Raw genomic sequence first — 13,154 nt, 5'->3', positions numbered from 1 at the left:
GTCGAGGGTGAGCCGGCCAGATGTGGCGAAAGAGCTTCACAGGTCGAACTCAAGGGTGAAGCTCTGCCCGCTGTTGGGGACGGTGATCCTGTCGCCTGACGGCGCGGTTGTCGTGCCGTCGACACGGACGCCCTTCGGTTCGACGCCGTGCACGACGATGACGAGCTCGTCGCGGGCGAATCCGTCGAACCCGTCGCCGGTGACGGTGGCCTGGAGGGTGACGGTTTCCCCGGCGCGGGTCACGGCGAAGGCGGTTCGGATGCAGGCGCCCTGTGTCGCGTCGAAGGTCAGGCCGTCGTCCTCCTGCAGGAAGGATTCGTGGGTGGCTTCGTCGGCGGGGACGAACAGGTGCAGTTCCATCGAGTTCGGCGCGTGCCCATGGGTTGATGACGGCGCCTGGGCCCACATGGGGACGACCGCGCCTGCGCGGGCGTAGAGGGGTATGCGGTCCATCGGAGACTCGGCGACGACATGCCGTTGGCCGTCGTGGGGCTGGTCGGTGTACCAGTCGTACCAGTGCCCTGCCGGCAGGTACACCTGCCGGGTGGTGGCGCCTGCCTCGAGGACAGGGGCCACGAGCAGGTCCGGGCCGAACAGGTACTCGTCGTCGATGTCGCAGACCGCCGGGTCGTACTGATGGTCGAAGACCAGGGGCCTCTGCACGGGTGCTCCGGTCTCAGATGCCCGGACGAAGCTGCTGTAGATGTAGGGCAGCAGCCGGTACCGCAGGCGGATCGCGTCCCGCACGATGCTCTCAACGGCGTCGCCGAAGGACCAGGGGTACTGGTCCCGATTGCCCATGACCGAGTGGTTGCGGCAGAACGGGGTGAGGGCGCCGTACTGCATCCAGCGGGCGAACAGCTCGGGGTTGGTGTGCCCGTTGAACCCGCCGACGTCGGCTCCGACGAAGGCCTGGCCGGAGATCCCGAAGCCGGTGGCCATCGGGATGCTCAGCTTGAGGTGGTCCCAGTTGGCGACGTTGTCGCCCATCCAGTTGGCCGCGTACCGCTGGATGCCGGCCGAGCCGGCGCGGGAGAGGATGAAGGTCCGTTTGTCGGGCATGGCCTTGAGTAGCCCTGCGGTGGTGCCCATGGCCATGAGCAGCGCGTACTGGTTGTGGTATCGCTCGTGCGGGTACGCGCCCTTGCCGAACCGCATCCCCGTCGGGGAGATCCGGCCGGTTGCGGGCTCGTTCATGTCGTTCCAGATGCCGGCCAGCCCGGACTGGACGTGCGCCGCGTTGAGCTCGCCCCACCACTGACGCGCTTCCTGGGTGGCGAAGTCCGGGAACGCGGTGTTTCCCGGCCAGACCTGGCCGATGTAGATGTCCCCGCCCTCGGTCTGGCACAGGACGCCGCGTTCGACCGCATCGTCGAACACTGCGTAGCCGGGCTCGGCCTTGACGCCAGGGTCGATGATGGTGATGAGCCGGTAGCCGTCGTCCTTGAGGTGCGCCAGCATGGCGTCGACGTCGGGGAACAGGTCACGGTTCCAGGTGAATACCCGGTAGCCGTCCATGTACTCGATGTCCAGCCACAAGGCGTCGCAGGGGATGTCCTGCTCTCGGAGCTGGCGTGCCAGGGCCTCGATGCCGTCCTGGGAGTAGCGGTGCCACCGGCACTGGTGGTAGCCCAGGGACCAGATCGGGGGCAGACTCATCCGCCCCGTGAGCCAGGTGTAGGCCTCGAGGATTCCCGGCATGTCAGGGCCGGCGAACACGTACTCGGTGTACTGCCCACCTGCGAAGTGCACCTGGTACTGGCTGCCGTGGGTGAAGTCGTACGCCCCGCGGTAGCCGTTGTCCACGAAGGATGCCGCGATGTTCCCCGACCGGGCGTCCTGGTGGTAGGAGAACGGGATCGAGACGTAGTAGGGGTCGAACTCGGTGCTGAGGGGGTTGGCCCTCGGGTCACTCGCCTCACGCCCAACAGTGAACTCGCCGGTCGCCGAGGGGTTCAGGACGTCGGTGTTCCACAGCGTGAAGTCGCGGCCCTTGCGGTTATGCCGCCCCGTCTTCTCGCCCAGCCCGTAGACGGCGTCGTCGGGCCGGCACGTCCGGGCGAAGCTGAACGCGTCGTTCAGGGTGGCGTAGGTCAGGTACGTGCCGTCCCCGTCCTGGGCGGTCTCGAAGACCACAGACCCGTCCGGGCGATGGATGTCGATCCGGAAGGGGTCGAGCCACACCGACACCACCAGGCGCGCGGTCGTGAGGCGTGCCAGGGCGTCATCGATGGACACCTTGAACGACACGTCGGCACCGGTGGTATCGGCGCAGACCGCGAAGGTGGGCTGCTCGTCGAAGACACCCCCGCGGCTGATCTTGACGCGCACCACGTCGTCACGGACGACGTCGACGCGCAGCAGCTCGCCACGGACGTCCCCACACAGCTCGACGAGGAGGCCGGTGGGAGATTCCCGGACCGATTCGGCTCTGTTGAAGCGGACAAAGTGCTGGTCGAGACTCACGTCACTCTCTTTTCGGTGCTGCGCCGGATGTGTGCCCGGGCCTTAGGACTTGGAGCCGGACAGGGCGATGCCCTCGACGATTTGGCGTTGGGCGATCGCGAAGACGACGAGCAGCGGGGCCGCCGCCAGGGTGGTGGCGGCCATCAGGGCGGTCCAGTCGGAGCCGTACTGGCCTTTGAACTGGTTGACCAGCAACGGCAGCGTGAACGTGTCGTCGCTGTTGAGGAAGATCAGTGGGTAGAAGAAGCTGTTCCACTGGCCAAGGAAGGTGAAAATCCCCAGTGCCGTGAGCGGGGTGCGCAGCAGCGGCAGGATGATCGAGGTGAAGGTGCGGATGCGCCCTGCGCCGTCGAGCCGGGCCGCTTGCTCCAGCTCCAGCGGGATGCCTTTGATGTACTGCCGCAGGAGGAAGACGCCGAAGGCGTTGAACAGCGACGCCGGGACGATGAGCGCGGCGTGGGTGTCCACCCAGTGCAGCCAGCCCATGATGATGTAGAGCGGGATGATCGTGAGCTGCCCAGGGATCATCATCGTGGCCAGGAAGGCCATGAACAGCCCACGGCGCCCCGGGAAGTCGATCCGCGCGAATGCGTACGCGGCCATCGCCGAGGTGATGAGGGAAACCACGGTGACGGTGAGCGCGATGTAGGTGCTGTTCCAGAAACCGCGGACGAAGTCGGCGCCTTCGAAGGCAGTGCGGTAGCCCTGCAGGTTCCAGGCCTTCGGGAGCAGTTCGGGCGGCTGCGCGAAGATCTCGTCCAAGGGCTTGAATGAGGAGAAGATCATCCACAGGAACGGTAGCGCCATTGCGCCAGCACTGACGATGAGCACCGTGTGCAGCAGCAGCTTGTGATAGGCGGCGGGGCGGTCGCCCTTGGCGGCACTGCGTGCGGTGGCGTCGGCAGCGCGGGTGAGGGGGTTGGAGAAGATACTCATTCGGCGTAGTGGACCCATCTCTTCTGGGCCGCGAGCTGAAGGCCGGTGAGCGACAGCAGGGCCAGGAACAGGAGGAAGGCAAGGGCCGAGGCCTGACCGAAGTTGAACTCGCGGAACGCGATCTGCACGACCTCGTAGACGATCGTGCGGGCGTGGTCCGGAGCCGCGGTGTCCATGAAGACGTAGATGTAGTCGAACACCTGGAACGAACCGATGATCGAGGTGATGGACAGGAACAGGATCGTCGGCGACAGCAACGGAATGGTGACATGCCGCAGCTTCTGCCATTGCGAGCACCCGTCCAGCTCGGCGGCCTCCAGGTATGAGCGGCCGATGTTCTGCAGCCCGGCCATGAACATGATCAGCTGGTAGCCCAGTCCTTGCCAGATGCCGACGATGGCGAAGGCGGGGATGACGAACCGGGCGTCCTGCAGCCAGTCCGGTGCCGGTAGGCCGATTGCGTGCAGCGCGTTGTTGACGGGGCTGATCTCGGGGTTGAACAGCCACAGCCAGATCGCCGCGACGGCGACCGAGGAGGTGACCACCGGGGCGACGAACGCCAACCGGTAGAAAGAGGTCAGCTTTCCTGCGCGCTGCATCAGCACAGCGAAAAAGAAGGCGGTGAGCATCAGCCCGGGCACCTGCAGCACGGTGAACCAGACGGTGTTGAGGGCCGAGCGCCGGATGCGCTGGCTGGACAGGACGTCCAGGAAGTTGCTGATACCGGCGAAGGAGCGGGTACCGAAGCCGTCCCAGTGGGAGAAGGCCAGCACGAGCGCGAACAGCAGCGGGCCGACCATGAACACCACCAGCCCGAGCAGCTGGGGTGCCAGGAACACATACGCTGCGGCCGCGTCCCTGCGCCGTCGGCGCCGGGCTCCGTCCGGGCCCCCGGACGCAGGCTGCGCCCGGGTCCGGGGGCGGGTGGTGAGCGCGGCCATCAGGAGGCCCCGTTGAGCAACCGGACGAGCTTGCCGCTGAACGACTTCGCGGTCTGGTTGCCGGCCATGAACAGCTTGTTGACCAGCAGCCCGAAGTCTGAGGAGAGCTTGGGGTTGCCGGCAAGCTTCGTCGGCACTGCGTAGCCCTTGGCGGCGATGTCGTTGAAGAGCTTGGCGTGGGCGGGCAGGTTGCCCTCGGTGACGACCCTGTCCAGGCCCTTGACCGACGGCACGGCGTTGCCGCCGCCGGACAGGCGGAACGTCTGCCCTTCCGCGCTGACGTAGTTGCCGAGGAGCTCCAGCGCTTTCTTCTGGTTCTTGGCCTTGGCGTTGACCGCCAGCGCGGCCGTGTACACCGGCACGGGCATGATGTCCTTGCCGGACAGGGACGGGTAGGGGGCGATGTCGTAGCCGAACTTGAGCTTCTTGATGTTCGGCAGGACCCAACGACCGTACGTGAGAGTGGCCAGCTGGCCGGCGTAGAACAGCGCGTCGACGCCCTGGCCCTTGGGCAGCGAGCCGCCGTAGGTGATGTTGCCGGACTCGAGCTGCTCGAACAGCCAGGCGAGCGCCGCTTGGGCCTTGGGGTCGGTGTCGAAGACCGCCTTGCCGGTCTCGTCGAAGACGGTCCCGCCGAAGGTGGTGATGAAGCCGAACCAGTCGAACCACCCGCTGCCGATCACCAGGCCCTTCTTCTTGGTGGCACGGACCTTGTCGAGCAGATCGGTGAATGCGTCCTGGGTCCAGGTGCCGGCCTCGAACTGCGCGGCGGGGTCGGTGGTAACGCCGGCGTCGGCCAGGACGTCCTTGTTGAACCAGAACACCGTCGGGTTGCAGTCCACCGGCAGGCCGTACAGCCCGGGGCTGCCGTCGGCCGGCTTGCACCAGGGGAGCAGTCCCTCGTGGAAGTCACCCAGCTTGACCGGAGCCTTGCCACTGCCGAGGTAGTCCGTGAGGTCGAGGAGCTGCCCTGTCGCGATCAGCTTTTGCATCGAGCCATCGCCGACGTAGAAGGCGTCCGGCGCCGAGCCACCCGCGAGTTGAGACAGCAGCTTGGACTCGTAATCACCAACGACGGGCTGGAAGTTGACCTGGCCCCCCAGCTTCTTGGTCAGCTCCTTGGCGAACTCGCGGAAGCGCTCCGCCTCCCCGGGGTTGGCCCACGCGGACCAAGCGAGCGGACCCCCGGCTGCGCCGGGTCCACCGGCGGAGCCGCAGGCGCTGAGCAGCGGAGCAGCGGCCACTCCGGCCCCCGCGAACAGGCCCGCCTTGAGCAGGCCACGGCGGGCTATTGGCTGTCTGAAGGGAAGGTTGGACATCGTCATCGCCTTTCAAGGGTTCGAGCAGGGCTGGGAAGGGGTGAGAGCACGTGACAAGCGAGACGGGCAGGTGCACCCGATCGGGTCAGCTCCGGTGGTCGGAGCCGAGCTGCAGCCACACAGTGGTGTTGGCCGGCAGGAGGCCGTCCGCGATGGGACTGCTGGAGGCCAGTAGCCGCCCTGCGGGAAGCGGGCAGGAGGTGTCGCCGAAGTTGGTGACGCAGTGCCATCCGCCCGGACGGGCGAAGTGCAGGACGCCAGGAGCCGACGGGAGCCAGGTCAGCGCCTCCTCCTCGGTGATGAGGGCCCGCCTCGTCCTGAGCAGCTGCCGGTAGATGCCCAGCGGTGACTCAGGATCGAGCCGCTGGGTGGCAACGGCGTGGCGTGCGAAGTCGGCGGGCTGGGGCAGGTGCGCCGAAGCGTCGCCGAAGCCGAACGACGGGCCCACCGCGGTCCAGGGCAGCGGCACGCGGCACCCGTCCCGCCCCACCTCGACCCCCGGGTTGCGGTGGAACGCGGGATCCTGCCGCGCCTCGTCCGGGATGTCGGTCACCTGGTGCAGGCCGAGCTCCTCCCCCTGGTAGACGTACGTCGAGCCCGGTAGCGCCAGGATCAGCGCCGTCGCCGCGAGGGCACGCCGCTGCCCGAGCTCGGGGTACAAGTCCGCCGGGTCAGCGCCGGCTACCATCCACGTCTTGCCGTCCTGTCCTCCGGCGGCCTGACCGTCCGCGCCGATGAGCCCATAGCGGGTGGCGTGCCGGGTCGTGTCGTGGTTGGACAGCACCCACGTCGAGCTGGACCCGCTCTCCTTTGCCAGCGCGAGGTTGTCGGTGATGACCTGGTGGAAGCCGGCCGCGTCCCACGGCGCCTGAAGCAGGTCGAAGTTGAACGCCTGACCCAGACCTTCGGCACTGGCGTAACGGGGGCGTCGGTGCGCCGGCACGTGGGCTTCGGCGACGGCAAAACGCGGAGGGTCGTAGCTGTTGAACACCTGCCGCCACGACGCGTAGATCTCGTGGACCTCGTCGCGATCCTCGTAGGGGTGCGGGCCTTGCCATCCCTGCGTCAGCTCGGCCCACGTGGGCAGCGGCTCGGACATGTCCTTCGCGCAGGAGTGGGCGACGTCGACCCGGAAGCCGTCGACGCCCCGGTCCGCCCAGAAGCGCAGCGTGACCAGGAAGTCCTCACGGACGTCAGGCCTGTTCCAGTTCAGATCCGGCTGCTCCGAGGCGAAGAGGTGGAGATACCACTGGCCATCCTCGACGCGCGTCCAGGCTGGCCCACCGAAGACCGACAACCAGTCGGTCGGGGGCTGGGCGCCATCGGGGCCCTTGCCCTCTCGGAAGATGTACCGCTCGCGAGCATCGGAGCCCCGGCCCGCCGCAAGGGCCTTGCGGAACCATGCGTGACGGTTCGACGTGTGGTTGGGGACGATGTCAACGATGACCTTGATCCCCCGCGAGTGGAGGGCGGCGACCATCCGGTCGAAGTCCTCCAGCGTCCCCAGCGTCGGGTCGACGTCGCGGTAGTCGTCCACGTCGTACCCGCCATCAGCCAGCGCCGAGGGGTAGAACGGGCTGAGCCACACCGCGTCCACGCCGAGTGCCTGCAGGTAGTCGGCGCGCGACGTGATGCCGTTGATGTCTCCCACGCCATCGCCGTTGCTGTCGGCGAAGCTGCGCGGATAGATCTGGTACACCACTGCCTGCCGCCACCAGGTGGCATCGGGGCCGGGCGTGGTCGTGACTACGTCTTGGGGGCTGCGACTGACAAGCGTCATTGATGGGATGCCTCTCGAAGGAACCAGCAAGCCGGTTACTGTAGGGTTTAAATCTAGGAGTTAAATCTAAGAGGTGCGGTTAGTATGTGGAGCCGCCATGAGGGGGTCAAGGGGTATGACGGAAACAGCGCCATCGACGCAGCTGTTGCGCAGGGTCAACGCAGGTGCCTTGCTGACGATCATGCGGGCGTCCCGCAGCGTCATGACTGCCAGCGAGCTCGTGGAGGCGACAGGGCTGGCCCGTGCAACCGTCATCTCGATCTGCGACGACCTCATCGAGATGGGGTGGGTGAAAGAGCTGGAGAACCAGCGGGAAACCGCTGAGTACGTCAAGGGCAGGCCAGCACGCAGGTTCGCATTCGACGCCCGAGCCGGATACGTCCTGGGCATCGACATGGGGGATGCAAAGACCAGGGTGATGCTGGCAGACCTCTTGGGCGAGCCGCTTGCCAAGGTGACCCTGCCGTTCAGCAGCGGGGGTGCCCCTGCCGCCGAGCGCCTCGACGTCGTGAACCGTGCGGCGCTGGCCGCGCTCGAGGACGCGGGAGTGCCTGCGGCATCCGTGATGGCGGTCTCCGTGGGGGTGGCCGCTCCAGTCAGCCGGGACGGGACCGTGCTGACCGCCGATGACCACTGGCAGATGTACGACATCGACCTGCCGACAGCCTTTGCCGACCAGCACGGATGGCACGTCCTGATGGAGAACGACGCCAACCTGGCGGCACTGGGCGAGCGGTGGCGCGGAGCAGCCCAGGGCGTGGACGATCTCGCCGTCCTGCTCGCGGGCGACCGCATCGGCGCGGGAGTCTTCGAGTCCGGGCGGCTTCTGCACGGCAGCCGGGGCGGCTTCGGTGAGCTGGGCTACGTAGGCCTGCTCGAGGGGGTCGAAGGGCCATTTGGTCTGGCCACCCTCGCGCGCGAATGGGGCATGGAAGCTGTCCGGTCCGCCGCCGCGCCGACCTCACTGAGCGAGATGTGCCACAACTCCCCGGACGACCTCACGGCAGAAATGGTGTTCGCCGCCGCAGCCGGCGGGGATCACGTGGCTCTGAAGGTCCTGGACCGGCTGGCCACGTCCATGGCCCGGGTGATCGCATCCGTGAGCATCCTGCTCGACCCGGCACTGGTGGTCATCGGCGGCGCGGTCGCCGAGTCCGCCGACGCGATCATCCCAGACCTCACCGACCGGCTGTCGGCGTACACATCGACTCCCCCACTGGTCGCCGCCTCACAGCTGGGCGACGCTATCGTCTCCATCGGAGCCGTCCGGCACGCACTGGACTACGTCGAAGACCACGCCCTGGACATGCGGCCTGCCAATCAGGACCATCAAGTAGCCTAAGTTCGCGCTTTCACGAGGTGGGCTGTCCGACTGGTGATCACGTAAACGAAAAGTGCATCTGACCAGCGAGAATGAGGATTGTCGAGCTCGTTGTTCCCGCCGTCGCCGGAGGCGCTTTTCAGGTGAAGAAGCCTATCGGGTCCTACCCGCGTGTCCGCGTCGAGGGCGGTGGTCGGGGTGGTCTCCCAGGCCGGCGCCGTGCTGCTGGTCGAGACGGTCCGCACAGCAGGCCTGGATCAGGCGATATCGACGGCGCTGGCCCCCGTGGCGCAAGCCGCGGGCGGTGCATGGGGTATCGAACTGGCGACCTGGCGTAATCGGGAGTCGCGTTGCACCGGGCGGCGTGGACGCCTTCGCGTCGCAGCTGGCGGTGGACGCGCCGGGCTCCGTAGGTCTCCCCGGAGGCGGCGTATGTGCTCGACGAGCCGTTCGTCACGCAGGCGCCGGGCGGATACGGGCCGCCTGCGGCCGGCGTTGTATGCCGAGACTGACAGGTCCAGGTCCCGGCACACCGGCTCGACCCCGAAGTCGTCGCGGAGGTGGTTGATCACCGCGTCGGCCTCGTGCGGGGCTGGTCGAGCTCCTTCGCGAAAAACACCGAGCAGCTTTGAGGATCTCGTTGGCTCGCCGCAGCTCTGCTATGTCCTTGCGGAGTTGCGTGAGTTCGGTCCGCTCGGCTGTGGTCAGCAGGTCGGGCCGGCTGCCCTGGTCGGCTTCGGCCTGGCGGACCCAGCCCCGCAATGCTTCCTTGTGGATGCCGAGGTCTCGGGCCACGTGGGCGACCGGTCGACCGGAGGTCTGGACTTCGCGGACGGCCCGCTCACGCAGCTCGTCCGGGTACTTCCTTGGTGCAGGCATCGGACCTGTGTTCTCCCATCTGCCGAGGCGGGCATGCCTGGCTTCAGGGCCACTGCAAAATCCGGTTCAGCTCACTTCGATCTTGCTCGCGGCGGATAGCGGTCCCTGTGCGGTACAGCTCGATGAGCAGGGCGCGCATGGCCTGGCCGGTCGGCGTGAGGTGATAACGGGTGCGGACCGGGAAACCTCGCAGCCGCTTGAGAGCGACCAGCCGCAGTCCTCGAGCATGGCGGTGTAGGTGGCGTTCTTGTGCGACCCGGAGCGCAGGCGCTTGAGCAGCGTGGCCGAGGAGATGACGCCCTCCCGGACGGAGACCGCCACGCGCAGCAGGTGCCGGAACTGGGACTCGATCAGGTCCCAGTCGATCGTGTTCTTGCCAGGCTCCCCGAACAGGGCGTCGATGTGCACGTACGCGCTCCGCTTCGACGGCCGGTAGAGCGAATTCGGTGAGACGAGTGACGAGAACTATCGAGGCGAAGTAGATCCGATGAGACAGGAGCAAACTGGACCGTCTCAGTCCAACTGCTCCGCGCAGCTCACCGCGTCGGGGGCAGAGCAGGTTCAGCGAAAACAGGACAACATTTCAGCTGTCCTGTCTCTGCGATGTGTAGGCTGTCCCGCTCTTCTGCAGGCATGGACGACTGGGTCCCGGTCATGTGCAGGCAAGTTCTGGAGAGTCCGGCGCCGGTCGAGTCCTCGCGGAGTTCCAACGCCGCCTGCCCGTCGGCCTCCCGGGCCGGTCCCGCTCTCGTCGGACTCGGTCAGGAGCGCGCCACGGTCATGCGCCGCATCGCCCGCTACACGGAAGAGGAAGTGCAGTCGGTGCCCCGATCGTTGACCTTCACCTTGGGGGAGCCCACAACATCGGTGGGGCCGGGCGATGTGCTCGGCATGAGGAGGAGAGCGGGTATGGGGTTGCTGACCATCGGGGCGTTCGCGAAGGCGTCCCGGCTGTCGCCGAAGGCGCTGCGTCTCTACGACGAGCTCGGTCTGCTGACCCCCGCTCGCGTCGACCCGGTGACCGGCTACCGTCTCTACGCCCCGCACCAGCTGGACCAGGCCCGGCTGGTCGCCTGGCTCCGGCGCCTGGGGATGCCCCTGGCCCGCATCCAGCACGTCTGCACGCTGGAGGCAGGACCGGCAGCCCGGGAGGTCCGCGCGTTCTGGGCTCAGGTCGAGGCCGACACCGCGGCGCGGCGAGACCTCGCTTCCTTCCTCATCGGCCACCTGTCCTGGAAGGACCCCGCTATGTCTCCGACCGCCAAGCCCCTGGGAATCCGTTACGCCGCTCTTTCCGACACAGGCCTGGTCCGTGAGAGCAACCAGGACACCGCCTATGCAGGGTCCCGCCTGCTCGCCGTCGCCGACGGCTTCGGCAGCGGAGGAGCCCCCGCAAGCGCCGCCGCCGTCGACGCGCTCAAGCACCTCGAGACCGACAGCATCCCGGCAGGCGATCTCCTCAACCTCCTCGAAGACGCCATCGAACAGGCCAAACAGGCCGTCAACGGCGTCGCCGGACCCGCCTCATCGCCCGAAGAGGCCGGCACCACACTCACCGCAATGCTCTGGACCGGTTCACAGCTGGCCCTCGTCCACATCGGCGACTCCCGCGTCTACCTCCTGCGCGACGGAGAGCTGTTCCAGATCACCCACGATCACACCATGGTGCAGTCGATGGTCGACGAAGGACGCATCAGCCCGGAGGAGGCGGTCTCCCACCCCCAGCGGTCCCTGTTGAATCGGGCCCTGGGCCAAGGAGCTGAGGGCGCCCCCGACATGCGCCTGCACGACGCCCGGCGGGAAGACCGCTACCTGCTCTGCTCCGACGGCCTGTCGACCGTCGTTCCGACCGAAAAGATCCACCGGGTGCTCTCCGAGATCAGTGAGCCCGAGCAGGCGGTCCGCGAACTCATCGCCCTCGCCAACGGCACCGGCGGCCGCGACAACGTCAGCTGCGTGGTAGCCGACGTGACGGAGCTCCAGCAGTAAGGAGCCAACCGCATGCACTTCGAGTTGCACCGGATCCGCTCTCAAGAACTCATCCGTGAAGCCGACGGACACCGGCTCGCCCAACAAGCCAGGAAAGCCAAGCCGGCTCCCCGAGCCACGGCAGCCGACACGTCACGACCGACTCCACGGCGCCTGCTGGCTTGGCTCCGCGGATGAACATCACTGATCGCCCGGAGGACGGGCCGGCTTCCGCCCCGGGAGAGCCGGCGTCGGTCGTCGTCCCGCTCGCTCCGGTCCGACGTCACGCGCCTCGGTCGGCTTCCTTGGCTGCGCGCTCCAGACGGCTGCGGTGGTTCTCCCACCATGCCGCGTCACCCGGCGGGATGCTGGTGTTGCCCTTGGTCATCCCGACGGTGCCGTCCATGAGTTCCCGGACGATGTCGGCGTGCCCGGCGTGGCGGTGCGTGTCCGCGATCACGCGCACCACGGCATGGTGCAACGTCACCTCGTCCCTGCCGCTCGGCCACCACGGCACTCTGCCGACCGTGTCCAGCGCCAGCGCGTCGATCGTCGCGTCCGCGTGCGCCCATGCCCGGCGGTAGAGGTCCACGATGAACTCGCGTGACTCGTCGGCGGTGGCCCACATGTCCGCGTTGGGTTCAGCGCCGTCTTCGACCCAGGGCAGCGGTTCGCCGGACGGCCGGCCGAAAGTGTCGCCGAGGTAGCCCAACTCGACAGAGGCCGCGTGCTTCACCAGTCCCAGCAGGTTGGTGCCGGTCGGCGTCAGCGGGCGGCGGGCGTCGTACTCCCGAAGCCCCTCGAGCTTCCACAGCAGGGCATCGCGGGCGGACTGCAGGTAGAAGTGAAGGTCGGCCTTCGGATCCGATGCGTTCATCAGGCCAGTCTGCCGCTCGCGCGATCTTTCCGGCACAGGAAGGATTGACCTCAAGTCCGGTTGAGTTTCTACGGTCGTGTGCGTCGAACCATCCGTAGCGCGAACGAAGGAACAGGTCATGGAGTACTCGCACAGCGACGCAGACCTCCTCCAGCAGCCCATCGGTTACTGGAGCTGGGCCGCCTCCAAGGCGGTGGTCACCCGGATCCGGGGAGCCCTTGCCGAAATCGGCACCACACAGCCCCAGTTCTGGATCCTCGGACAGGTCGCCGGGGCCGGTCCCACGAAGACCCGCGACGAGGTGATCGCCGTGCTCAGCGGCTATCTCGGCGCGGGCGACCGTGCGATCGGCGACGAGATCGACGCCGTCGTGGCCCGCGGCTGGATCACCGAGGACGCCGACGGCGGGCTCGAACCGACCTCGGACGGCGAGGAGTTCTTCGGCAAGGGATCGGCTCTTCAGAAGGAGCTGTGGGCCGAGCGCCACGCCGGGATATCCGACGAGGAGTACCTGACCACCCTGAAGGTGCTGCAGCGGTTCATCCACAACACGGGCGGCCGGGCCTGGCACCACTAGATGATCGATTCCAAGGGGTCAGTGGTCATAGGCGGTCAGTGAGCGCAGGACGGGCTGTCCGGTGTGGTCGTTGTGCCAGATCGCGGCGGT

The 13,154-nt window shown here is 67.4% G+C and carries 10 protein-coding genes and 2 pseudogenes; 4 read left to right on the top strand and 8 right to left on the bottom strand.

What is annotated here, in order from left to right:
• Positions 1 to 36 precede the first annotated feature (36 nt).
• The 5 genes from ACZ4SA_RS35020 to ACZ4SA_RS35000 form a co-directional block, all read right to left on the bottom strand.
• Positions 37 to 2,466: a glycoside hydrolase family 31 protein gene (locus tag ACZ4SA_RS35020; protein ID WP_468282205.1), complete on the bottom strand. Its 2,430-nt coding sequence runs from the start codon at positions 2,464 to 2,466 to the stop codon at positions 37 to 39.
• A 42-nt stretch (positions 2,467 to 2,508) separates the two neighbouring features.
• Positions 2,509 to 3,402, bottom strand: coding sequence for a carbohydrate ABC transporter permease (locus tag ACZ4SA_RS35015; RefSeq protein WP_468282202.1), 894 nt, complete (start codon positions 3,400 to 3,402; stop codon positions 2,509 to 2,511).
• Positions 3,399 to 4,343 carry a carbohydrate ABC transporter permease gene (locus tag ACZ4SA_RS35010; protein ID WP_468282199.1) on the bottom strand — a complete coding sequence of 315 codons (945 nt, stop codon included), beginning with the start codon at positions 4,341 to 4,343 and terminating at the stop codon, positions 3,399 to 3,401. Before ACZ4SA_RS35010 ends, ACZ4SA_RS35015 begins: the two co-directional genes overlap by 4 nt.
• Positions 4,343 to 5,662 (bottom strand): ABC transporter substrate-binding protein, encoded by a 1,320-nt coding sequence (locus ACZ4SA_RS35005; RefSeq protein ID WP_468282197.1) that lies wholly within the window; start codon positions 5,660 to 5,662, stop codon positions 4,343 to 4,345. The genes ACZ4SA_RS35010 and ACZ4SA_RS35005 overlap by 1 nt, the downstream gene beginning before the upstream one ends.
• A gap of 85 nt (positions 5,663 to 5,747) precedes the next feature.
• Positions 5,748 to 7,442: a glycoside hydrolase family 13 protein gene (locus ACZ4SA_RS35000; protein WP_468282195.1), complete on the bottom strand. Its 1,695-nt coding sequence runs from the start codon at positions 7,440 to 7,442 to the stop codon at positions 5,748 to 5,750.
• 97 nt (positions 7,443 to 7,539) lie between these two features.
• Between ACZ4SA_RS35000 and ACZ4SA_RS34995 the strand changes: the two genes are divergently transcribed.
• The gene (locus ACZ4SA_RS34995; RefSeq protein ID WP_468282193.1) at positions 7,540 to 8,784 is read left to right on the top strand and encodes an ROK family transcriptional regulator; all 1,245 of its coding nucleotides are present in this window, start codon (positions 7,540 to 7,542) and stop codon (positions 8,782 to 8,784) included.
• Positions 8,785 to 8,906: 122 nt separating this feature from the next.
• A pseudogene (locus ACZ4SA_RS34990) lies at positions 8,907 to 9,073 on the top strand (IS1380 family transposase); the annotation flags it as partial.
• Between the two features lie 143 nt (positions 9,074 to 9,216).
• Here ACZ4SA_RS34990 and ACZ4SA_RS34985 read toward each other — a convergent pair.
• Together ACZ4SA_RS34985 and ACZ4SA_RS34980 are read right to left on the bottom strand one after the other, a co-directional pair.
• Positions 9,217 to 9,642, bottom strand: coding sequence for a transposase (locus tag ACZ4SA_RS34985; RefSeq protein WP_468282191.1), 426 nt, complete (start codon positions 9,640 to 9,642; stop codon positions 9,217 to 9,219).
• A 66-nt stretch (positions 9,643 to 9,708) separates the two neighbouring features.
• Positions 9,709 to 10,074: pseudogene (locus ACZ4SA_RS34980) on the bottom strand (Tn3 family transposase); the annotation flags it as partial.
• 477 nt (positions 10,075 to 10,551) lie between these two features.
• Between ACZ4SA_RS34980 and ACZ4SA_RS34975 the strand changes: the two are divergent.
• Entirely contained in the window at positions 10,552 to 11,631 is a 1,080-nt protein-coding gene (locus ACZ4SA_RS34975; RefSeq protein ID WP_468282257.1) for a MerR family transcriptional regulator, read from the top strand.
• Positions 11,632 to 11,893: 262 nt separating this feature from the next.
• On the opposite strand, the gene ACZ4SA_RS34970 is transcribed toward ACZ4SA_RS34975, so the two are convergent.
• The gene (locus ACZ4SA_RS34970; protein ID WP_468282189.1) at positions 11,894 to 12,487 is read right to left on the bottom strand and encodes a DinB family protein; all 594 of its coding nucleotides are present in this window, start codon (positions 12,485 to 12,487) and stop codon (positions 11,894 to 11,896) included.
• Between the two features lie 118 nt (positions 12,488 to 12,605).
• Between ACZ4SA_RS34970 and ACZ4SA_RS34965 the strand changes: the two genes are divergently transcribed.
• On the top strand, positions 12,606 to 13,064 hold the full coding sequence (locus ACZ4SA_RS34965; RefSeq protein ID WP_468282187.1) for a MarR family winged helix-turn-helix transcriptional regulator: 459 nt from the start codon (positions 12,606 to 12,608) through the stop codon (positions 13,062 to 13,064).
• Positions 13,065 to 13,154: the final 90 nt, after the last annotated feature.

The sequence above is a fragment of the Streptomyces sp. NPDC027962 genome (genome assembly GCF_055566095.1).
The sequence above is the reverse complement of the archived record's forward strand: the minus strand, read 5'-3'. Positions and strand labels throughout refer to the sequence as shown.

What these genes read in the sequence shown, in the direction of transcription:
- ACZ4SA_RS34970 (WP_468282189.1), bottom strand. Translation starts at nt 12,487, where the DNA reads ATGAACGCATCGGATCCGAAGGCCGACCTTCACTTCTACCTGCAGTCC.
- ACZ4SA_RS35010 (WP_468282199.1), bottom strand. Translation starts at nt 4,343, where the DNA reads ATGGCCGCGCTCACCACCCGCCCCCGGACCCGGGCGCAGCCTGCGTCC.
- ACZ4SA_RS35005 (WP_468282197.1), bottom strand. Translation starts at nt 5,662, where the DNA reads ATGTCCAACCTTCCCTTCAGACAGCCAATAGCCCGCCGTGGCCTGCTC.
- ACZ4SA_RS34975 (WP_468282257.1), top strand. Translation starts at nt 10,552, where the DNA reads ATGGGGTTGCTGACCATCGGGGCGTTCGCGAAGGCGTCCCGGCTGTCG.
- ACZ4SA_RS35015 (WP_468282202.1), bottom strand. Translation starts at nt 3,402, where the DNA reads ATGAGTATCTTCTCCAACCCCCTCACCCGCGCTGCCGACGCCACCGCA.
- ACZ4SA_RS34995 (WP_468282193.1), top strand. Translation starts at nt 7,540, where the DNA reads ATGAGGGGGTCAAGGGGTATGACGGAAACAGCGCCATCGACGCAGCTG.
- ACZ4SA_RS34965 (WP_468282187.1), top strand. Translation starts at nt 12,606, where the DNA reads ATGGAGTACTCGCACAGCGACGCAGACCTCCTCCAGCAGCCCATCGGT.
- ACZ4SA_RS34985 (WP_468282191.1), bottom strand. Translation starts at nt 9,642, where the DNA reads ATGCCTGCACCAAGGAAGTACCCGGACGAGCTGCGTGAGCGGGCCGTC.
- ACZ4SA_RS35000 (WP_468282195.1), bottom strand. Translation starts at nt 7,442, where the DNA reads ATGACGCTTGTCAGTCGCAGCCCCCAAGACGTAGTCACGACCACGCCC.